Raw genomic sequence first — 21,551 nt, forward strand, 5'->3', positions numbered from 1 at the left:
GCATAGTTTTTTTAAATAATAAATCCCAATTTTAGGTTTGGTTATTCACTATATAAAATCGCATATTCGTTCCCTGTATAGGGGGAATTTTATATTCCTAAGCCAGAATTAATGATAGAAGCTATAATTAGGGGTATTGGGATTGGGTTGGTGCTTACTTTTCTTACGGGCCCGGTTTTCTTTGCTTTAATAAAAACAAGCATCGAAAAAGGGTTTCATGCCGGGGTTGCACTGGCCCTGGGTGTGGTTACAAGCGATGTGGTATTTGTGGGAGCCATTCTGTTCGGTTCACAGTATTTTGATATCTCGAGCCAGGATAAGCGGAATGCGGGAGTAATTGGCTGTATAGTGCTGTTTGCACTGGGAATCTATTATATCTTCAAAAAATCCGAAGTAAATTACGATAACAAGGTGCCCTCAAAGCTTAAACGTACCGGGTATTTTTTGAAGGGCTTCCTGATGTGTATCCTCAACCCCACCCTGCTTTTTCACTGGACGGTGGTTATCGGTACCGCCAGTACACTTTATATTTATGGAGTGCCCAATCGATCATTAAAGATCGCGGTGATGTTCCTCACCATCCTGGTCGTTCAATTCGGGCTCGATACGACAAAGGCCTTTTATGCAAATAAATTGCGCGACCGGATATCCGTCAATTTTGTGCATCGCCTTAATGAAGTGGCGGGAATAGCGCTTATTATTGCTTCGTTAATACTTTTCGATAAGCTGGTAACACATTACGTATTTGCAGCGTTCAGCAGTTAATTATTAAAATAATCAATGGTAAATCATCTAAAGGTATCTTTAAGCTCCTCCCTGTAACTAAATCTTTCCATCCCTAAATTTTTAATGTTTATGGCTATGAGATATTTTTTTATCTGTATATAATTGCTGTGATAAAATTCTGAAAGCTTTACTATCCGTTTGCCGCCTGCTAATAGGTATAAGTATTCATAGCTACCACTTTTTGATGATAAAATTGACGTTTTAAACCCGGCTATATCATCCAAATCATACTTTTTTGCTGTTCCCAACCCCAAATAGGGCTTCACAATAAAACTTCTGTGTTCGACATTGAAAGAAATCGCTTTGGTTCGCAGCTCACCAAAAAACATCCAAATCCACACGAACAGGAAAAACAAACAAGCAATAAGGAAAAAGCCAAAGGGTATGTTTTTATTTAGAGCACTACCGGACAGTACCCCAACTAGCATAACAGAAAATACTATCATCAACAACCCCAGTAAATAAGCCCAAAACCTAAATTTTGATTTCATAAATTATAAATCAACATCGCAATTATAATCATAAAAAATAGCGACAGGTAAACCTATCGCTATTTCTATAATTAGTCAAACTAATCGTCAATCTCTAAATGATTACATATACCCCCGCTGATTTTTGCCTTCCATCCAGTTGACAAAAGCGCGGTTAACCACCTTATTACCACCCGGAGTAGGGAAATTACCAGAGAAATACCAATCACCCGTATGATCGGGACATGCAATATGTAAGTTATCAAGCGTCTGGTAAATGACTTTCACCTCGGCATTGATCTCTTTAGGAGTAATTATCCGGGCAATTCGGTCGGATATCTCCTGGTCGGTAAAAGGCTCGTAAATGGCTTTCACATAATTTTCTACCTCTTCCTTTGGCAGGTGAGCAGTGTCTTTACATTTTTTATAAACTTCGAGGATCACATCTTCCTTACCCATGTCCTTAAGCAGGCTGATAGCGGCCTCGAAGGCGACGAATTCGCCCATGCGCGACATATCAATACCATAGCAATCAGGGAAGCGAATCTGCGGCGCGGATGAAACTACAACGATCTTTTTTGGACCAAGGCGGTCGAGTATCTTCAGGATACTTTGTTTTAGGGTAGTACCACGCACGATAGAATCATCCAGCACTACTAAAGTATCTTCGCCCTTTTTGATCAGCCCGTAGGTAGTGTCATATACGTGGGCCACCATCTCGCTGCGGTCGGCATCCTGTGTGATGAAAGTGCGCAGTTTTACATCTTTAATGGCGATCTTTTCGACCCGCGGCGCTAAAGCCAGCACTTCGGTTAATTCCTCGTCGCTTATCTTGTCGGCGCGGTTCAATAGCTTATCGCGCTGGTATTGCTTGGTATACTTGTGCATCCCTTCAACCATTCCGTAAAAGGCCACTTCGGCTGTGTTAGGGATGTAGGAGAATACAGTATTCTTAATATCGTGATTAACGGCGTCTAATATTTGCGGGCAAAGCAGCCTCCCTAATTGCTTGCGTTCGCGGTAAATCGAAGCATCGCTTCCGCGCGAAAAATAGATACGCTCGAACGAGCAGGATTTCTTTTCCAGCGGTTCAAAGAACATTTCTTCTTTTACCTTGCCGCTCTTTTTAACGATCAAAGCATGGCCCGGCTGTATTTCTTTGATCTCCTCGATTGGAATGTTGAAGGCTGTTTGCAGTGCCGGGCGTTCAGACGCCGCCACTACGATCTCGTCGTTATAATAGTAGAATGCCGGCCTGATACCACTTGGATCGCGCATAACAAAGGCATCCCCGTGACCGAAAATGCCCGCTATGGTATATCCTCCATCCCAATTCCTCGCCGACTTTCGCAGAATTTTGGCAACATCAAGGTCCTTTGCTATTAACTTGCTGATCTCAACGTTGTTATCGTGTCCCTCCCGTTTGTATTGGTCAAACAGCCCCTGGTTCTCTGTATCCAAAAAGTGCCCGATCTTTTCGAGCACAGTGATGGTATCGGCTTTTTCTTTCGGGTGCTGGCCCAGGTCGTAAAGCTGCTGCAGCAACTCATCAACATTCGTCATGTTGAAGTTACCTGCAATCACCAGGTTACGCGTTTGCCAGTTGTTTTGCCGCAAAAACGGGTGGCAATTCTCGATACTGTTCTTACCGTGCGTACCGTAGCGCAAATGACCCAATAAGACCTCGCCTGTAAAGCTGACGTTTTGCTTCAGCCATTCGGCATCGTTCATCTTCTCCGGCGTCTCCTTTTGTATATCGGCAAATTTTTTCTGGATGTATTCGAATATATCGGCAACGGCATTGGAGGCCATGGAACGGTGGCGGCTGATGTAGCGTTTGCCCGGTTCAATGTCCAGCTTAATGGTAGCAACGCCCGCGCCGTCCTGGCCGCGGTTATGTTGTTTTTCCATTAAGAGGTACAATTTGTTTAGTCCGTACAGCGCAGTGCCATATTTTTTTTGGTAGTACGACAGTGGCTTTAAAAGTCGGATGAACGCCACACCGCATTCGTGTTTTATCTGATCACTCATGATTGGGAACGAGTCGGCAAAAGTACAATATAAATGTTGAAACTCTAAATTAACAATGTCATTAAAATGCATTAATATTCAGGTAGTGAATGGTCAATGGTGAGTGGTGAATAGCGAATGATCTGTGGTGAATATTACGTTGATTTTAACATTTTCTATTCAATTCGAGCGTTTAATTAATAACTGAACAGGTAATTGATCCATTATTTCTATTTTGCGTTATTAAGCCAGTTTAACTATGAAAAAAGTTGTCTTATCAGTCTGTTTACTGATCCTGTTTTCCGCGGGGAGCGCTTTCGCTCAAAAGGAGAAACCCCTGTTTACCGGCGCCATCGGCGTGCAATCATATACCTACCGAAATAGCTTCCCTACGGGTGTTGCGGCAACTTTAGATACCATCAAAGCGCTTGGGATAACCGAAATGGAAGGCCCGAACCCTAAAAATACTACGCCGGAAGAGTTCAAAAAAATGCTGGATGAACGCGGCATCAGCATGCCATCGCTTGGCGCTGATTATAACGCGATAACAAAGGACCCTGAGCCGTTTATCAAACTGGCGAAAACTTTTGGATCCAAATACATTATGGTGGCGTGGATACCACACGGAAAGACTTTCACTATTGATGACGCGAAAAAGGCCGTGGACGATTTTAACCGGGCTGGCAAAGTACTGGCGGAAAATGGCATAACTTTATGCTACCACGATCACGGATATGAATTCGGGCCATATGAGGATGGTACCTTGTTCGACTATATTGTTAAAAATACCGACCCAAAATATGTATCCTTCGAAATGGACATGCTTTGGACCTTCCATGGCGGCGGCGACCCGGCCAAACTGCTTTACAAATACAAGGATCGCTGGAAACTGATGCACCTGAAGGATATTCGCAAAGGCATAGCCAATGACCTGACCGGCGGCACGGACACCAGGAACGATGTGGCGTTAGGTACCGGGCAGATCAACGTGCCGGAGGTATTGAAAGCCGCGAAGGCCATCGGTATCAAACATTATTTTATCGAGGACGAAAGCCCCAACCATGCGGCACAGATACCGGTGACGATAGCCTATATCAAAAGCCTGAAAGAATAAACTATTTGGCATCGAGCAAGGTGACGTGCGCCGCCACCGCATACCAGCGGCCATGACGTTTTTCATAAACGTCCATATAGTTGGTGTGTACAGTATCTGTTTTGCCGCTTGCTTTGACAACGACGGTTATTTCGGCATTGATAATACCGATGTTGCCAAATAGTCGAACACTTACCGTATCAATTTTCGACGAAAGGCATTCCTGGTTGGGAGATACTACACCTTTCAGAATATCCCGCTTGTGGAAAGTCTTTCCTGAAGGGTTAGTTAAAACGAGGTCTTCAGCAAACACACCACCCATTTTCGCGGTGTCGCGGGTTACATAAGAGGCTATCCAAACCGCATTTAATTGTTTTAATGTGGCTACGTCCTTATTTTGGGCAAAGCAATTTTGCAGGGACAAAATCGCTATCAACCATACCAGCAATGTTTTCATAGCCTTACTCCATTATGATCACTTTATCACCATTCTTGCGCCGAACCCACAATACACCGCCTTTTTCCAACGCCTGCCAACTATAACCCTCACCTGTCGCCGTTTCGCTAATCGGTTTGTCGTTCAATAACACCGCGCCCGGCCTGGCGTTCATTCGTATTTCTTCCGTTCCATCATTGTCAAAAGCCCGGTAAAATAACCGGACCTTGTTAGTATCCGCATTGAAATTGAGGTAGATAAATTTCTTGAAAAAGCCCTTGTAATCCACTTGCTGAATAACAGAAGTGCTTGAAAGGATGTGATCCTGCGCTGGCGCAAGTGAGGGATAAGTCGCCATCGCCCTTAAATAATGTCGCACATAATCGCCGTAGCCATCGGTTAGCCAGGGTTCATCAAACGGAAAACAATTTTTACCGTCAACATCCACGGCATAGGTCGCCCAATTCAGTTCGAGCAGGGCATTTTTGTAAAAGGTGGTGTCGCCGGAAAGTGAGGTATACAGCAGTTCATCTGCCGCCTGTCTTGAGCAATGGCTGTTACCGGGAACCGGGTAAACCGTTTGTTCTTTAGTTACGATAACCCCGTATTTTTTCCAGCGGTCATCGCCAAAGTTCTTATGTACCCAATTGATAATGTTTTTCACATCGCCTTTCCATTCGGGGAAGTACTGCGGGTGTTCCATCATAAACCGGGCGCAGGTCATGGCGTTGATCTGTGTTTCGCTCCATATACCCACATCTTCAAAAAACGGCCCCCATTTATTGGTTTTGGCAGGGTATCTCCTTATCCATTTAATTATTTTATCTGCCGCAATTTTATATAATGCCACCTTGCCTTTTTTCAATTCCATCAAATCCCAAAACAGCTGCACTGTTGGCGTAAGGTTGCTGGTATAGCAAGCCGTATCTTTTGAATTGCCTTCCAGTTTACCTGTGGTGTTCAGCAGAACGGTTTTGCCGGTGAACACATTCACCTTAAACGGTAGCGGCGAATGCTCGTTATTACCCGCCTTAACATTCGGCGCAAGGGTATTGGCTATTTTGATAGCAGCATCCAGAAAGATTGGGTCGCCTTTGATCTTATAAAGATGGACCAACTCTAAGCCTAACGACCCCGCCTTATCCAGCTGCGCCACATCCTTTCCGTTGCGCATATCGCCATCATAAATCCCCGAATAGATCAGTGTATTATACGGAAACGGTATATTGGGCCATTTACAGTTGGCCGGCGACAGGCCATGGGTAAGGTAATACCCCGCCAGGAAACTCATGTTCTCTTTTACATTTTCATCCCCGGTATAAGCGTACAATAAACGCCACGAGGACATGGCCATCATCAACTGATCGCCGCCAATGCCTCGCGGGTCGTCAAAATTGGCGTTCCAAACCTGGTGGTTCATATAATATGGCAGGCCGTTCATGTCCCGCCTCATGTTGAACCAGAAGTTCCAGATGGTGTGCAGGTTATGGTCGAACGCTATCGCCGGATCGTCGTTATACCAGGGCACGATGTTGCCGGCTTTGTCGGTTTTGATAGGATGATAGATCAGCATTTCGCCCTGCTGGGCAAATAGGTGTCCTATCACAAATGACAGCGCTAAGGTGATGAAAATAAATTTCCGGGTCATAGTTCTTCTAAAAGGCGTTAAGCAATTGGTTTGATAAAGTTAAAAACAATAACGACATACCGATAAAACTGCGGTACTTTCTGAAAACACATAATTGTTACATAACGAAATGAATTTTGCGCTATATTTATTTTGTCCATATCCGATTATACCGATCATGAAAAAAGAAAACCCTAACGCTATCAACAGACGACAATTTTTAACCCGTGCCTCTGTGCTTTCTGCTGCTGTGGTTTTGCCACGATATGTAATGGGCTGTAAAGCATTGGCGGCGCCCGGCGATCAAATAACACTTGGTTTTATCGGCACCGGCAAACAGGCAATGGGCCTGCAGGACTCTTTCCTTAAAACAGGTGAGGTGAGAATTTTGGCTGCCGCAGATGTGTACGAGGCCAAATTACACCGCTTTACCGAAAAGCTGCCTGGCTGTGACATGTATAGCGATTTTCGCAGGATACTGGACCGCAAGGATATCAACGCGGTAGTTATTGCCACCCCCGACCACTGGCACGCTGCAATAGCAGTAATGGCCGCAAAAGCCGGGAAGGATATTTATTGCGAAAAGCCGTTGTCGCTGACGATAAAAGAGGGGCGCGCGATGGTGAAGGCAGCAAGGGAACATAAAAGGGTTTTTCAAACGGGTAGTATGCAGCGTTCGTGGGCCGAATTCAGGCAGGCTGTGGAGTTGGTGAGAAACGGCTATATCGGCGAGATCAAGACCGTAAGGGTAAACGTGGGACCACCGCCTATACCTTACAACCTGCCACAGGAACCCATGCCCGCAGGGCTGAACTGGGACATGTGGCTGGGCCCGAATGTTAAACCGCAAGTATTTAACCATAACCTGGCACCTGGCTTAACTGATGACTTTTGGGCGCACTGGCGCGATTACAGGGAATTTGGTGGCGGCGGCATGACCGATTGGGGTGCGCACATGTTCGATATTGCCCAGTGGGGCCTTGACATGGACGGCAGTGGCCCGGTATTAATTACCCCGCCGGATAAAGATCATAAATTCCTAACCTACCGGTATGCGAATGGCATTACGATGACGCACGAACCTGAAGGGAACCAGGGAGTTACTTTTGTTGGCACTAAAGGCGACATTCATGTGGTTCGGGGTAAACTGGAAACAAATCCCGGCTCGTTGCTTAATCAAACTATAGGGGATAATGAAAAACATGTTTATCGAAGCGACGACCATTATAAAGATTTCCTGCAGGCCATCCGTAAGCGCACCAAACCGGTTGCCGATGTGGAGATTGGGCACCGGACCGCTACGGTTTGCAACCTCGGCAATATAGCTTATGAGCTAAACCGTCCGCTAAAATGGGACCCGGCAAAAGAAGTTTTTCTTGATGACGACGAGGCGAACAAATTGACCGGAAGGGAAATGAAGAAAGAGTGGAACGTCTTATAAGCCCCGCCCCAACCTCTCTCCAAGGGAGAGGGGCTTAAAGTAGAGCCTTCATTTACTAAATCCTACCAGTTTATGCAGCGGTCCGGGCTCATAAATATGCCCGGCTTTAATAACCGTAGTTACATTACGGATATCTCTTATGTTTTTCAGGGGGTCACCATTAACGATAATCAGATCAGCGCTTTTACCTTCTTCTATCGAACCACTCGTTTTATCCAGCTTCATCACTTTGGCCGGCGTAATGGTGGCGGTCTGTATCGCATCTGCCGGGGTAAGGCCCGCCTGGACGTATAATTCCAATTCCCTGGCAACGCCGAAGCCTGGAAAACCCTGGTCAGTGCCTGCAACAATGGTAACGCCTGCATCGTGCAATTTTTTAACGATCGTGACCATGCTTTGATAAAGTGGTTCAAACTGTTTGGATCGCTCCGGCTCCATGCCAAAATTCTTCAATAAGGCCTTCAAAGGCACCGGAAGGGTATTAAATGCAGGCTCAATTTGTGTAATATCATCCTTTACGTTGCGGAAGCTCATCTCAAAAACACCGATTGTGGGGTCGATCACCACATTGTGGTCCTTTATAAATTGAATAGCGGCTTTACTGGTCGAGTCATCAAAATCGATGGAGCGGTCCTTATTGCGCTTCATGATCGAGTACACATATTGCACATGGTTCACCATGTCCATACCCGAATCGACACCTGCCTCAAGGTTCATACCCTGGGGGATATGCCCGGTAACCGTCAGGCCTTGTTTATGTGCCTCATCGCATATGGCTTTAACTATTGCCGGCTTTACCGAACTGTAAATTTTGATCTGTACGAACCCGTTGTTCTTGTAGCGGTCGACGGCTGCAACGGCCTCCTCTTTCGTATCAGCTTGTATAACGCCCAGGGCAATCGGGCCCTTACCGTCGATGATGCCGGCTTTCAATATCGTCGGCCCTACCCCGGTTCCTCCGTCGATGGCTTTTTTTATAGCATTGATAAAATCATACTCGTTACCGCAATCGCGAACGGTAGTAACACCTGCGGCCAGGTAGGCCGGCCCCCATTCGGCTTGTTCAAAATGGGCGTGCATATCCCATAAACCGGGGAATATCATCTTACCTGTTGCGTCAATCACTTTTGCACCGGCAGGTACGGCTAATTCGCCCTTTTTGCCAACTTTTTTAATCACACCGTTTTCGACAAGTATTACAGCGTCAGGGATCGGTCTTTCATTAACCACATCGTAAATCGTTCCGCCTGTTATCGCGATCAGTTTTTCAGTCTTGCCGCCCGGCGCTGCCGATTTAGTGAAAAGGCGCATGCTATAGGTCGCTGTTTTACCTATCAGAACAGGTAACAGTTCTTCATAAGGTTCGCGCATGGCTTCGAATTTGTCAAATTCGGCATCATTCTCAATAACGCTGATCACCTGGCCCTGCTTAGTTGTCCAGACAAATACATTACCCCATATCAGGCCGCCTATGGTATATCTTTCCAGCATCAGCGGCTTGCCGTTGAAAGTCAGCGTATCTGCGCCGTCGCGCCTTATTTGCACCGAACCGGTCGGCAGTATATCGATGCTGGCAGGTTCATGATGTTTTTTCCAGTATTGCAACAAAACCTGCTGCCCGATAACCGGTGCATAACCCGCAACGGGGAAGGCCAAAGATTCTATTTTTTGGTCGTGCGCCGAATCATCGACGAGGATATGTGCCTGGCCGTTTGTGATGCTTATTTTATCATTTATTTCAGAGAACCGCGAGAATTTTCCTTTGATATCAAATTCCAGTGGTTCCGCCGCAGGCGTTACTTTCAGTTCCGCTTTAAACGGCACCGGCGAACCCCGGTCTGTAAATTTAAAACTGGCTGAATAGGTTACGGCGTCCTTACTTTTATTCACCTGGTAAGTCTCTTTGCCTATCGCCTGCTGAAACTTATGCAATATAAATGTACCGCTGTCTGTATCGGTTTGTTGGGCATGTGCCCCAAGGCAAAAAGCCGACAACGGGATAAGGAATAAATATTTTTTCATCGTTAATTGCGATTAGCTACCAGTAAATTTATTATTAATTTCTGTTCCGGATAAAATTAATTGCGCCGATTAAACCATTTTGCAATCAAGCGTCTAAAAAAGCGGTACCCCGCCGTCAACCGATCCTGCAACACTATGAAGAAACTTATCCTATCTGCATTTATCCTCTTTATCGTCCAGCCTTCATCGGCCCAGCGAAACATCAAAAGGCCTGATGGGGGTACGATGACGGCTGCGGCCATCGATAAAGTAGTCCACAAATTAATGGACACCGCGGAGGTCACAGGTCTGTGTATCCGCATTATCAGCAACAACCAGCCCGCTTATATAAAAGCCTATGGTTTTGCAAATAAAGCCAAAAAGCAACTGAACGATACGGCAACAAGCTTTTATGCCGCGTCGCTGGCTAAGCCACTGTTTGCCTATACTGTGCTGCAGCTGGCGCAGGACGGCGTTATCGACCTGGATAAACCCTTGTACACTTACCTGCCAAAGCCGTTGCCTGAGTATGACAATTATAAGGAACTGGCAGGTGATGACCGATGGAAATTGATAACAGCGCGCGACTGTCTACGGCATTCAACTGGCTTCCCCAACTGGCGTGACGCCGACCCGGGCAAAAAAATGGGCATCTATTTTACACCCGGTACGCATTATGCTTATTCGGGCGAAGGCATACAACTATTGCAGATGGTGGTTGAAGCGGTTACCCATCGCAGTTTGGAGGATATAGCCCGGGAAAAAATATTTATCCCTTTTGGAATGACCAAAACCAGCTTTTTGTGGCAGCCACGTTTTGAGGAAGATTATGCCGTCGGTCATAACATACAAGAGGACACATTACATAAAGACAGGTACACGCATGTATATGCGGCCGGCTCGATGGAAACGACTATTGCTGATTATATGCGATTTATTGCCGCAGTAATGCAGCATCAACGGCTCGGTAATAAATATTGGGGCCAGGCGTTTTCGCCACAGATTGTGATCAATTCTAAAACGCAGATGTTTTCACTCGACACAACATCGGTAGCCGATAACAGCAAAATACAGTTGGCATACGGCCTGGGCTGGGGACTTTTCCAAACACCTTATGGTCGGGCATTTTTTAAAGAAGGCCATGGATTTGGATGGCAGCATTATTCGATCGCCATTCCGCAGCAAAAGACCGCTCTGATCATTATGAGTAACAGTGACAATGCTGAAAGTATCTTTACTGAACTGGTTCAGAAACTAACCGGCGTAACCATTCCTTTCGAATGGGAGAGCTATCATCCTTATCGCGGCACAGCTAAGTTAGCCGAAGAGCAATTAAGAATGTTTACCGGCGTGTGGCACAATGAACGATATGACACTACGGTCAGCCTGGTAAATGGGAGATTAAAAGTCGAAGCGCCAAAAGTTGGACTGCCGCCGACAAACATCTATCCCGAAAACGACCATCATCTATTCCTAAAGATAATGGAGACGGATTTGGAATTTGTAAAGGGTGCGGACGGAAAATTCGTCAAAGCAATAGCGGATGACGAGGGTGAGCATTATGAATTGACGCGCGTGAAATAAATCAGGTGTAGAGACGCACAATCGTGCGTCTCTACATGATTAAATTATAATCTTTCGCCGTGCTGGCTGATGTCCAGGCCGATGGTTTCTTCTTCAGCAGAAACGCGCAAAGGTGATATCATATCGGTTATTTTCAGCAGCAATAAAGAACCAAAGAAGGAGAATACCGAAGCGGCCACCAGCGCGATACACTGAACATAGAATAAGTGCGTGTGCCCGAAAAACAAGCCATCGCCGGTTACATTGGCAGCATTAACATTTTGGTGAGCGAATACCCCGGTAAGCAGCATACCCACCATACCACCCACGCCATGGCAAGGGAACACGTCAAGCGTATCATCGATAGAGGTGCGCGTGCGCCATTCAACTACCAGGTTACTTACGACGGCCGAAATAATGCCGATGGCCAGTGAATGTGGCACCGATACAAAACCCGCCGCAGGCGTAATAGCAACCAGGCCAACCACGGCTCCGATACAGGTGCCCATAGCTGAAGGCTTTTTGCCGCGAAGCATATCAAAAAATATCCAGGTCAAACCGGCTGCTGCTGATGCTGTGGTGCTTGTTGCCAGCGCATTTACCGCCAGGTGATTCGCACCAAAGGCCGAACCGGCATTAAACCCAAACCAACCAAACCAAAGCAGGCCGGTTCCTATGATGACATAAGTGACACGGGCCGGCGCATGATTAGCTTCGCTGCGCCCTTTAAGGTATATGGCTGATGCCAGCGCCGCCCAACCCGCAGACATGTGCACCACCGTACCACCCGCAAAGTCCAGTACGCCCAATTTGGCTAATATGCCGTCGGGGTGCCAGGTAGAGTGTGCAAGGGGTGAAAAGATGAATATCGAGAATAAGCAAAGGAATATGATATAGCTGTTAAAGCGGATACGCTCGGCAAAGGCCCCGGTAATGAGCGCAGGGGTAATAATGGCGAACTTTAGCTGGTACATGGCAAAAAGCAGCAATGGAATAGTTGGGGCCAGTTTCCAGGTTGCGTTGCCCAGCATCCCTTTCATCATGAAGTAGGTGGATGGGTTACCAATTATCCCGCCGATTGAATCGCCGAAGGCAAGACTAAAACCAAAAATTCCCCACATTACGGTAATGATGACCATACAAATGACGCTTTGGAGCATGGTCGAGATCACGTTTTTCTTATTCACCATACCGCCGTAAAAGAAAGCAAGACCCGGTGTCATGATAAGTACCAATGCGGTCGACATCAACATCCAGGCTATATCGCCGGTATCGAACTTGGGATTTTCGGCTACGTTGTGAAATTCGACAGATGGAAAGATAAAAGTTAAGATCAGTACGCCTACTATGAGCAGGAAGGGAAAATAACGTTTCATAATTTGGTTAAGTAATCGGTTTATATTGCGGCTCGCAAATTACTATTTTTTCCAAAAAATGACCAATTTGTTTAAAATTTTATAAGAATATGAGATTTATTTTGATAATTACAAATTTTTAATCAAAATATCCGGGAAAAAGCCCAAATAAATAACCAATATTGTAATTATTGCAACACCTGCCAGCAAATACTTATTTGGTGAAGCGAAGCCGGTGCTCCTTTCTGTTTTACGAAGGAATAAATTGAGCGGAATTTTTATATAATAGAACAAAGAGACCACGGTTGTCACGGCGCCGGTTATCATTAATAGCAACGTCCAGATATAATGGCTTTGTTGGTAGGCGGAATATGCCGCTGAAAAAACAACCAGTTTACCATTAAACCCTGCTGTAAGCGGTATGCCTGTCAGCGATATCAACAGGATAACAAATAATACCCCAGCCAGGGGATATTTAAAGCCAAGGCCCTTATAAGCTGTCATGTCTTCGGCCTTCGCCGCATCAGCGAAATATGTTGCCAACATCCATGTGCCGATGCTTGCCAGTGAATAAGCCACCAGGTAAAAGGATAACGCGGTTTTTCCCGCATCGTTAAATGCAGCAAGCGCCATCAAGGCAAACCCGGTATGCCCGATGCTGGAATAAGCCAGCATTCGTTTGATGTTATTTTGAAGCACGGCAGCAAAGTTACCGGCTATCATGGTAACAATGCCTGCCACCGATAGCGCCAGCTTGAAATCGTGCATATCCCACTTTGGATAATACAGGAATGGGATAAGGAAATTTATTAGCAGGCAGAAAGTGGCTATTTTGGGAACGGTGGATAAGAAAGCAGAAACAGGCGTAGGTGCGCCCTGGTAAATATCAGGCACCCAAAAGTGCATGGGGACAAACGATAATTTAAAGCCAATACCCACAAATACCAGGGCAAATGCCAACGACACCGCCATTGAATTAGCGTGTAAAAGGCCGGGAAGCATATTGCCGGTCAGCAAATTCAATGATCCGGTGAAACCGTATAGCAGTGATATACCATATAACATAATAGCAGAAGAGGCTGCGCCAAAAAGCACGTACTTTAAGCCCGCCTCGCTGCTGAATTTATTTTCTGTATGATAGGCCACCATTAAATAGGAAGCAATAGAAACCATCTCGATAGATACATAGATAGATAACAAGTTTATCGACATCGCCATCAAATGCAGGCCGAGTATAGCGGCAATGGCAATAGCATACAGCCCCGGCAACTTTTTCGTGTGCGATCGCAGTTCATCGTCCCACTCAAAATATATTAGGAGTATGATGGAGAACATATCAATAAGCGCCTTAAACGTCACTGATGTTCGATGCAGCAACAGCATTTCGTTAAAAAACGGGAAGCCATTATTGACAACAAGCCCCAATTGCTGAAGGTCCTTAAAAAGGACAACGACGAGCCCGGCGCAGGCTAATATCCTGCATAACCAGCCCGAGTTTTTACCGAACAAAAGATCGGTTACCAATATCATGAGGAATAACCCGGACAAGTATAGCTCTGGTATCAGCAAACTGATACTGTCCAATACCTGGTTTAACTGCCCGGGAAGAAATGGTAACAGGTCGTGCATGTCTATGAATATCTTATTTTAAAAAATGCACCAGCGCCAGCACCGAATCGTTGATCTTATCAAATACCAGCGAAGGCATTACGCCTAAAACGAGCGTAATTAATGCTAAAGGCATCAACGCCAGAATTTCGCGCAAATCCAGGTCGGCCAACGCGGTTTTCCATACATCGCCGCCTTTTAGCGACAAGGTGCCGAAAAACATACGCTGTAATGTCCAAAGAAAATATGCCGCGCTTAATACTATACCAACCGAGCCGCATATGGCCATCCAATACGGCAAATAGCCGTTGACAGACGATGATTCGAAAGCACCCAGCAGTGAAAACGCTTCGCCGATAAAAGCGGATAATCCGGGTATGCCAAGCGAAGCAAAAAAGGCGATCATCACGAACGTGGTATACTTCGGCATCAGCGTTGCCAGGCCACGGAAATTGTAAATATCACGGTCATGCACCCGGTTATACACCACTCCAACCAGGAAGAATAACATAGCTGACAGGAATCCATGGCTTACCATCTGCATCAGGGCGCCGCTTATACCTTCAGGGGTTTGCGATGCAATGCCGAGCAATACAAAACCCATGTGCGAAACAGATGAGTATGCAATAAGCCGTTTAAGGTCGCGCTGAGCCAATGCGTTAAGGGCGCCGTAAATGATGGATATTACACCCAGCAAACCAAGCCAGAACGCACCGGATGAGGCTATCTCGGGGAAAATACCCAGGCAGATACGGATAATGCCGTACCCGCCTACTTTTAGCAATATACCCGCAAGGATGATGGAAACCGGTGTAGGCGCCTCAACGTGCGCATCGGGCAGCCAGGTGTGTAACGGAACTATGGGTACCTTGATAGCAAATGCAATAAACAACACCACAAAGCCAACGGTACGGGCCGGCATGCCCAAAATGGTTTTATGCGCCAGCACCGAGAATACCGAACTTGAGTCATAATTAGCCGGGTTCATCATCTGGATGATATTGAATGTATGGCTTCCGGTAGCAGGGTCTTTCACTGAAAGATACAGACCCACCATTACCAGCAGCATAAATACCGAGCCGAATAAGGTATAAAGGAAAAACTTGATAGCGGCATATTCGCGCCTTGCGCCGCCCCACATACCTATCAGGAAGTACAGAGGCAGCAACATCAATTCATAAAAGATGTAGAACAGGAAGAAATCGAGCGCGCAGAAAACGCCGATGACCGCCGTATTCAGTAACAGGAATAAGCTAAAAAACCCTTTGAGATTGCTTTTGATCTCCCAGGAAGCAAGTGCAGCAATAACCATTACCAGCGACGTCATGAGCACCAGTGTAATGGAAATGCCATCTATCCCTACAAAATAGTCGACCTGCATTTTGCCCATGCCGCCAAGGTCCAGGTTGATCCACGGTATTTTTTGAACGAACTGGAATTGTCCTTCATTGCTCACCCCACCAAAATGTATCCCTGTTTGAAAATGCAGGTACATCCATATACTGATACCCAGCTGAACCAGCGTTGCCAGCAAAGCAATATATTTGAACCCCGCGCGCATCGATGACGGCAGCACAATGATGACAAGTGCAAACAGCAGCGGTATGAATATGAGCAGCGATAAAATCATTTGAGATTTGAGATGTGAGATTTGAGATCTGAGACATTGCTGTCTGCAAATAGTTGAAACGGATGCAGCTTTTCATAAATAAAGCACGGCGTTCTGCTTTTGGCTTTCAGCCTTAAGCTTTTGAAACTCCTATCTAAGATCTCATATCTCATATCTTATCAAAAAACCGTTTTCAAAATAAATATAACCAATATAACCGCCAGCATACTAAACAGGTAATACTGCACCCTGCCGTTTTGGAACCGGCGGGCAAAACTACCTATAGCCACAACCAAAGACGCAACCATGTGTAAAATACCGTCGATAATATAACGATCGGACCACCCGGCAATCTTCGACCCTGCCACGCCAATATTCGCCAGCAAATGTATAAAACCGTCGATAATATTGAGGTCGAACCAGCGGGCAGTTTTGCTTAGCGCCATTACCGGCAATACGACAACCTTTTGGTAAAGTTTATCAATATACCATTCGTTGTAAGACAACCTGAAAAGGAAACCCGATTCGGGCAGCGGCAATGCTTTTAGTTTGATGTAGATGCTCCATGCCCAATACAGTACCAATACCGCAACCAGGTTAACCAGTACCGGGATTATGGTGTGGTAGATGTTCACCCTATCAAGACCGGTTATGACCGGAAAACCGCTGAATATCCAGGCTCTTTCATACAATACAGGATTAAATGAGAACAGCGGGAAAAGGCAGCAAACCGACAAAAACATCAGCGGAACGCGATATTGCCAGCCGCCATCGCCGATGTGCAGTTTGATAGACGGGTTAAACTGTATCATTTTGAACTCGCCAAAAAACACCTTTGCTATCAACCGGGCAACATAAAAAGCGGTGAGCCAACTGGTGACCAACGCCCCTATTGGAATTAATTTATATATCCAGTTTTTACCTTCGGACCACTCAAAGGATTGTATCAGGATGCCATCTTTTGAAAGGTAGCCGGATGTTAAAGGTAAACCTACCAGTGCTAATCCACCAACAATGCAAGCTATAAAGGTCAGCGGCATTTTCTTTCGCAGGCCGCCCATGTAGAGGATGTTCTGCGGGTCAATAGTGAGGTGGTATTCGTCTTTAATATGCTGAACTTCGTGAATGATCACGCCTGCGGCCAAAAACAAAAGACATTTGAAAAACGCGTGTGCGGCCAGGTGAAATAATGACGACGAATAAGCGCCGATACCCATAGCCATTACCATATAACCCAATTGCGATATAGTAGAGTAAGCGAGGACACGCTTCAGGTCGTTTTTGGTGAGCGCTATAGTGGCCGCCATAAAAGCGGTAAAGCAGCCGGCAATGGCCAATATGGTTAACTCGTGCTGGTTGAATATGGGATAAAATCGCCCTAACAAAAACACGCCTGCGGCAACCATGGTGGCAGCATGAATAAGCGCGGAAATAGATGTGGGCCCTTCCATAGCGTCGGGCAGCCAGGTATGCAACGGGAACTGTGCCGATTTAGCTGCCACCGCCAAAAAAAGCCCCGCGAAAGCGATGTATTGCCAAATGCCCGTCACCTGCCCGGCGGCTGTTTTGACAAAAGCATTTGCACCGAACAGATGATCGATATCGAAACTGCGGGTAGAGGTGAAGATGATAATAATGGCTGAAAGGAGACCAATGTCCCCTATCCTGTTCATAATAAAAGCTTTCTTATTAGCTATAACCGCCTTTTGCTTTGTGCGCCAGAAACCAATGAGGAGATACGACGAAAACCCTACCAGTTCCCAAAAAACATAAAATAACACCAGGTTATCTATCACTACCAGGGCCAGCATGCTAAAGCAGAAGAAGCTGAGATAAGTAAAATAACGCCCATACCGTTCGTCATTTTTCATGTATGCCGCAGAATAGATATGCACAGGCAACGCTATCACCGAAACCAGCACCAGCATCAATACCGAAAGATTATTGAGCAATAGGCCTGCGTATACTTTGGTTTCGCCAATGGTGAACCATAATTGCTGCTGATGTACCGGGTGCTGGTTCCAAACCTTTGAGAAAACAGCAACAGACAACGCCGCGCTTATAAAAATAGCAAAGGTAGATAACCAGCCTGAGACTTTTGATCGCGCGGGAAGGCAAAACCCAATTACAGCGGCAAACAAGGGCAGCAATACTGCGCCTGATGCGAACTTAATGGTTAATGTATCTGCCTGCTGTAAAAAGGTCTCCAATGCTTATTTTTTTGTCGTTATCTCCAAAACTCCATTCGCTGCCTTTGGCCCGTATTTATCTGTGGCGTTCTTGTTTTTTAGCACATTGATACTTGCAATTGTATGGGGGTCGATGGTTTTCAAATCCTTTGTATATTCTTTACCATCTAAGATAATGAGGGGCCTTTTAGCCATTACAGGACCGGTATGCAGCGGCGGTGATAGTTTTGAAGTATCAGCCTTTGCTTTATAGTTTTTTGTCTTTATTACGATCGCACCAGCCGAAGCATCTGCACCATAAACTGACGTTGCATTATTTCCTTTCAAAATTGCAACATTCATAATCGTATTAGGATCGATGCTTTTGATGTCGCCTTTATAAAGCATTCCATCCAAAATGACCAATGGTTTAGTGTTACCGGTAAATGAAGTTTTTGAAGTATCTTTTTGTGTCGCATCAGCGTTTTGTGCCGAAGAACTCAAAGAAAACAATAAACAAAGCACTATAACGAATATCCCTGGCATGTATCTCGCAAAATGAAGACGGTCCGTTGACTGGGATAGTTCAGAGATGGCTTTCCCGAAACAAGTTCGGGACAAGCTGTTCCTCGCCACGACGGTAGCGGGATTTTTCGCAATGACGTTTGTATTTTTTTTCATTTCAATCTTTTAAACTATCCGTTTTTGACGGGTCGATGGTTTTATAGCGTTTGTACACGTTCAAAATGATGGCCAGGGCCACTGCCGTAGTGGCGGCGGCCAGCGTTATTGAAAACAAGGTAAATATTTGTCCCCCGTTTGCCAGCCTGTCGTATCTCCCGAAGGCCACCAGGTTAAGGTTAGCGGCGTTTAGCATCAATTCAATACCGATCAAAACCTGTACGGCGTTCTTTTTTGTTAGTACAACAAATATTCCCGTGCAAAACAGCGCAGCGCTAACAATCAGGAAATCAGTTAGTGAGATCATAAGCTTTTCTCCTTTCGTGATATATGCGCAGCGCCTACAAGGGCCATCAGCAATAAAATGGATATTACCTCGAACGGCAGCAAATAATGACTCATCAGGTTGATGCCTATGTTGTTAACCGTGGCGTCGCCTGGCTTAACTACATTTTTACCTGCTATCGCCTTTTGCACCCATATCAATTGATCGCCATTTACTTTCAATAGTATATTTAGCATCACGATAAAGAAGAGCACAGCAAGCAGCAAAGCAGGCAATTTACTTATACTGATAAAGCGACTCTCCTGTTGCTGAATGCCTGCAAGGCTCTCTCTGCCCGAAAGCATAAATGCAAATATGATCAATACCAATATCCCGCCAACATATACCACTATCTGTGTGATGGCAACAAAATCAGCGCTGGCGAGCACGTATAACCCGGCCAGTGCCATCAGCGTTACAAAAAACATGAACACACTGCGGACCAGGTTTTTACTTGCTGCAATGTATAAGCCCGACGCAACGGCGACAAAACTCATCAGATAAAACATCACCTTAACCATCGTCATACCCCGCCCTCCCTTTGTTTCATGGCCGCCTCTTTAGCGGCTTGCTTTTCTGCAAGTTGCTTTTCCAGCAATTCGCGTTTGTCGGCGGCTTCCGCGGGTGTCATATCCGAAAATTCATAGGTAAGGTCCTTCAATTCAAAAACTGTCCTGTCGTATTGGTTGGTCATGATGATGCATTCGGTAGGGCACACGATGGTGCACAGACCACAATACATGCATTTGGCCATATCGATGTCGAATTTGGCAGCATAGATACGCTTCGGGCTACCATCCGAGGTAGTACCGATCAGTTCAGTAGCTTTTATCTGCTCAATATCGATACAATCCACCGGGCATATTTTAGCGCAAAGGTCACAAACAATGCAATCATCTATTTCCACCTCTAATTGGTAGCGGCCAACTTCGGGAACTGGCAATTGCTGTTTAGGATATTGGATGGTGTTGGTGCCTTCCATCTGCTTAAAATAATTATCGGAGCTAACCGGCATTATTTTCCGTTTGCTGTTTTGTGCAAACAGGTGCCCGATGGTAAGGGAAAGCCCCTTCCATGCTGTTTTAAAACCGTTAATGAATCTCTTAAACATTATTATTTAATTGCACCGATATTAAATTTTTGATTTCACCGATCTTATTTTGATTTCACAGATTAACTAATCTCTAATCACAAATTAACTAATCACCAAATCACATCACCCACAAGCGCCATATGCCCGATACCAGCATGCAAATAAATGCAAGCGGGGTAAGTACCTTCCAGCATAGGTTCATTAACTGGTCCACGCGCAGGCGGGGAAGCGTCCACCTGATCCACATCTGTACACCTACCAAAAGCAATACTTTTATCACTGTCCACACAACACCCCATACCGTTCCGGTTGTCCAGTCGGCCAGCCTCACTACTCCTATATTTGGCAGCGGTGTGTTCCAGGCGCCTAAAAATAGTATAACCGCTACCATTGATACCAGGAACATCATCGAATATTCGGCCAGGAAAACGAATGCAAAACGCATGCCTGTAAATTCGGTATGAAACCCTGCTACCAGCTCCGACTCAGCTTCCGGAATATCAAACGGCGCCCGGTTGCTTTCGGCCAGTGAAGCTATGAAATAGATAACGAATGCAATGATCAAATGCGGCGCACGAAATATGTTCCACGATAATATCCCGCCGTTAGCGGACACGTCCCATAGTCCTAAAAATTTTGATTGCTCGTGCGATAAGATGCCCTGCTGAGCCGCTATGGTTTGCAGGTTTAGGGATTGGGCGATCATCACAACGGATATGATAGCAAAGCCGGCTGGTATCTCGTAGGAAATGATCTGCGCGCCTGAGCGCATGGCGCCCAAAATAGAAAACTTATTGTTCGAGCCCCAGCCTGCCATCAGGATACCCAACGTTTCGATAGAAAGTATGGCGAAGATATAGTAAAGCCCGAGGTTCAGATCGGACGGAGCGAGACCATTTGACCAGGGTATGGCCGCAAAGCCCATATACACCGCTATAAAAATAATGGCCGGTGCCAGCATGAACAGCCATTTATCGGCCGCGGCCGGCACAATAAGTTCCTTCATTAAAAGCTTGATCACATCGGCCAGGGTCTGAAGAACACCGTATTTGCCGGTTTCTGTCGGCCCAAGCCTGTCCTGTATAAAAGCGGACACCTTACGTTCGGCATAAACACCAAACATTGCAAAGAAGCCTGAAAAAGCAAACAGGCCTGCGGCGACAATAAAGTATTTGAGGTAAAAGTTCAAGGATCAGTTTGCTTCAACTGCAAACTTAATCATTTTTGGTTTTATTGAACCGGTCGGCGTTAATAGTTGATAAAGTTTATAGACAATGTATGATAC

At 45.7% G+C, this 21,551-nt stretch carries 18 protein-coding genes; 4 read left to right on the forward strand and 14 right to left on the reverse strand.

Annotated features, from left to right (window positions below):
- Positions 1-111: 111 nt before the first annotated feature.
- Complete coding sequence (locus FRZ54_RS21340) at positions 112-765, forward strand: LysE family translocator (RefSeq protein WP_147033839.1); 654 nt, start codon at positions 112-114, stop codon at positions 763-765.
- 23 nt (positions 766-788) lie between these two features.
- On the opposite strand, the gene FRZ54_RS21345 is transcribed toward FRZ54_RS21340, so the two are convergent.
- Positions 789-1,277: a hypothetical protein gene (locus FRZ54_RS21345; protein WP_147033840.1), complete on the reverse strand. Its 489-nt coding sequence runs from the start codon at positions 1,275-1,277 to the stop codon at positions 789-791.
- A 102-nt stretch (positions 1,278-1,379) separates the two neighbouring features.
- A complete protein-coding gene (locus FRZ54_RS21350) occupies positions 1,380-3,287 on the reverse strand; it encodes a class II glutamine amidotransferase (protein WP_147033841.1) in 1,908 nt (635 codons plus the stop codon).
- Between the two features lie 238 nt (positions 3,288-3,525).
- Between FRZ54_RS21350 and FRZ54_RS21355 the strand changes: the two genes are divergently transcribed.
- Complete coding sequence (locus FRZ54_RS21355; protein ID WP_147033842.1) at positions 3,526-4,380, forward strand: sugar phosphate isomerase/epimerase family protein; 855 nt, start codon at positions 3,526-3,528, stop codon at positions 4,378-4,380.
- Position 4,381: 1 nt separating this feature from the next.
- Here FRZ54_RS21355 and FRZ54_RS21360 read toward each other — a convergent pair whose 3' ends face one another.
- Positions 4,382-4,816 (reverse strand): nuclear transport factor 2 family protein, encoded by a 435-nt coding sequence (locus FRZ54_RS21360; RefSeq protein ID WP_147033843.1) that lies wholly within the window; start codon positions 4,814-4,816, stop codon positions 4,382-4,384.
- Between the two features lie 4 nt (positions 4,817-4,820).
- Entirely contained in the window at positions 4,821-6,443 is a 1,623-nt protein-coding gene (locus FRZ54_RS21365) for a hypothetical protein (protein WP_147033844.1), read from the reverse strand.
- 157 nt (positions 6,444-6,600) lie between these two features.
- Here FRZ54_RS21365 and FRZ54_RS21370 point away from each other — a divergent pair, with 157 nt between their 5' ends.
- Complete coding sequence (locus FRZ54_RS21370) at positions 6,601-7,863, forward strand: Gfo/Idh/MocA family protein (RefSeq protein ID WP_147033845.1); 1,263 nt, start codon at positions 6,601-6,603, stop codon at positions 7,861-7,863.
- A gap of 48 nt (positions 7,864-7,911) precedes the next feature.
- Here the strand turns inward: FRZ54_RS21370 and FRZ54_RS21375 are convergent, their stop codons facing one another.
- Entirely contained in the window at positions 7,912-9,885 is a 1,974-nt protein-coding gene (locus tag FRZ54_RS21375) for an amidohydrolase family protein (protein ID WP_147033846.1), read from the reverse strand.
- Positions 9,886-10,020: 135 nt separating this feature from the next.
- On the opposite strand from FRZ54_RS21375, the gene FRZ54_RS21380 reads away from it, so the two are divergent.
- On the forward strand, positions 10,021-11,448 hold the full coding sequence (locus tag FRZ54_RS21380; RefSeq protein WP_147033847.1) for a serine hydrolase domain-containing protein: 1,428 nt from the start codon (positions 10,021-10,023) through the stop codon (positions 11,446-11,448).
- Between the two features lie 44 nt (positions 11,449-11,492).
- Here the strand turns inward: FRZ54_RS21380 and FRZ54_RS21385 are convergent, their stop codons facing one another.
- The 9 genes from FRZ54_RS21385 to nuoH form a co-directional block, all read right to left on the reverse strand.
- The gene (locus FRZ54_RS21385) at positions 11,493-12,803 is read right to left on the reverse strand and encodes an ammonium transporter (protein WP_147033848.1); all 1,311 of its coding nucleotides are present in this window, start codon (positions 12,801-12,803) and stop codon (positions 11,493-11,495) included.
- A gap of 108 nt (positions 12,804-12,911) precedes the next feature.
- On the reverse strand, positions 12,912-14,411 hold the full coding sequence (locus FRZ54_RS21390; RefSeq protein WP_147033849.1) for an NADH-quinone oxidoreductase subunit N: 1,500 nt from the start codon (positions 14,409-14,411) through the stop codon (positions 12,912-12,914).
- Between the two features lie 13 nt (positions 14,412-14,424).
- Positions 14,425-16,020 (reverse strand): complex I subunit 4 family protein, encoded by a 1,596-nt coding sequence (locus tag FRZ54_RS21395; protein WP_147033850.1) that lies wholly within the window; start codon positions 16,018-16,020, stop codon positions 14,425-14,427.
- A 158-nt stretch (positions 16,021-16,178) separates the two neighbouring features.
- Complete coding sequence (locus FRZ54_RS21400; protein WP_228462561.1) at positions 16,179-18,209, reverse strand: NADH-quinone oxidoreductase subunit 5 family protein; 2,031 nt, start codon at positions 18,207-18,209, stop codon at positions 16,179-16,181.
- A gap of 3 nt (positions 18,210-18,212) precedes the next feature.
- Positions 18,213-18,848: a TonB-dependent receptor plug domain-containing protein gene (locus tag FRZ54_RS21405; RefSeq protein WP_147033851.1), complete on the reverse strand. Its 636-nt coding sequence runs from the start codon at positions 18,846-18,848 to the stop codon at positions 18,213-18,215.
- A 1-nt stretch (position 18,849) separates the two neighbouring features.
- A complete protein-coding gene (gene nuoK / locus FRZ54_RS21410; protein ID WP_147033852.1) occupies positions 18,850-19,155 on the reverse strand; it encodes an NADH-quinone oxidoreductase subunit NuoK in 306 nt (101 codons plus the stop codon).
- A complete protein-coding gene (locus tag FRZ54_RS21415) occupies positions 19,152-19,700 on the reverse strand; it encodes an NADH-quinone oxidoreductase subunit J family protein (protein WP_147033853.1) in 549 nt (182 codons plus the stop codon). The genes nuoK and FRZ54_RS21415 overlap by 4 nt, the downstream gene beginning before the upstream one ends.
- The gene (locus FRZ54_RS21420) at positions 19,697-20,284 is read right to left on the reverse strand and encodes a 4Fe-4S binding protein (RefSeq protein WP_187359692.1); all 588 of its coding nucleotides are present in this window, start codon (positions 20,282-20,284) and stop codon (positions 19,697-19,699) included. Before FRZ54_RS21420 ends, FRZ54_RS21415 begins: the two co-directional genes overlap by 4 nt.
- Positions 20,285-20,384: 100 nt before the next feature.
- Positions 20,385-21,455 carry an NADH-quinone oxidoreductase subunit NuoH gene (nuoH, locus tag FRZ54_RS21425; protein ID WP_187359693.1) on the reverse strand — a complete coding sequence of 357 codons (1,071 nt, stop codon included), beginning with the start codon at positions 21,453-21,455 and terminating at the stop codon, positions 20,385-20,387.
- Between the last annotated feature and the right edge of the window lie 96 nt (positions 21,456-21,551).

This window comes from Mucilaginibacter ginsenosidivorans (assembly GCF_007971025.1).
Lineage (GTDB): Bacteria > Bacteroidota > Bacteroidia > Sphingobacteriales > Sphingobacteriaceae > Mucilaginibacter > Mucilaginibacter ginsenosidivorans.

Bases quoted from the DNA above. Each gene is read 5' to 3' on its own strand.
- FRZ54_RS21395 (WP_147033850.1), bottom strand. From the start codon at position 16,020: ATGATTTTATCGCTGCTCATATTCATACCGCTGCTGTTTGCACTTGTC.
- FRZ54_RS21365 (WP_147033844.1), bottom strand. From the start codon at position 6,443: ATGACCCGGAAATTTATTTTCATCACCTTAGCGCTGTCATTTGTGATA.
- FRZ54_RS21420 (WP_187359692.1), bottom strand. From the start codon at position 20,284: ATGTTTAAGAGATTCATTAACGGTTTTAAAACAGCATGGAAGGGGCTT.
- FRZ54_RS21390 (WP_147033849.1), bottom strand. From the start codon at position 14,411: ATGCACGACCTGTTACCATTTCTTCCCGGGCAGTTAAACCAGGTATTG.
- FRZ54_RS21375 (WP_147033846.1), bottom strand. From the start codon at position 9,885: ATGAAAAAATATTTATTCCTTATCCCGTTGTCGGCTTTTTGCCTTGGG.
- FRZ54_RS21340 (WP_147033839.1), top strand. From the start codon at position 112: ATGATAGAAGCTATAATTAGGGGTATTGGGATTGGGTTGGTGCTTACT.
- FRZ54_RS21360 (WP_147033843.1), bottom strand. From the start codon at position 4,816: ATGAAAACATTGCTGGTATGGTTGATAGCGATTTTGTCCCTGCAAAAT.
- FRZ54_RS21385 (WP_147033848.1), bottom strand. From the start codon at position 12,803: ATGAAACGTTATTTTCCCTTCCTGCTCATAGTAGGCGTACTGATCTTA.
- FRZ54_RS21345 (WP_147033840.1), bottom strand. From the start codon at position 1,277: ATGAAATCAAAATTTAGGTTTTGGGCTTATTTACTGGGGTTGTTGATG.
- FRZ54_RS21415 (WP_147033853.1), bottom strand. From the start codon at position 19,700: ATGACGATGGTTAAGGTGATGTTTTATCTGATGAGTTTTGTCGCCGTT.
- FRZ54_RS21370 (WP_147033845.1), top strand. From the start codon at position 6,601: ATGAAAAAAGAAAACCCTAACGCTATCAACAGACGACAATTTTTAACC.
- FRZ54_RS21380 (WP_147033847.1), top strand. From the start codon at position 10,021: ATGAAGAAACTTATCCTATCTGCATTTATCCTCTTTATCGTCCAGCCT.
- FRZ54_RS21405 (WP_147033851.1), bottom strand. From the start codon at position 18,848: ATGAAAAAAAATACAAACGTCATTGCGAAAAATCCCGCTACCGTCGTG.
- nuoK (WP_147033852.1), bottom strand. From the start codon at position 19,155: ATGATCTCACTAACTGATTTCCTGATTGTTAGCGCTGCGCTGTTTTGC.
- FRZ54_RS21355 (WP_147033842.1), top strand. From the start codon at position 3,526: ATGAAAAAAGTTGTCTTATCAGTCTGTTTACTGATCCTGTTTTCCGCG.
- FRZ54_RS21350 (WP_147033841.1), bottom strand. From the start codon at position 3,287: ATGAGTGATCAGATAAAACACGAATGCGGTGTGGCGTTCATCCGACTT.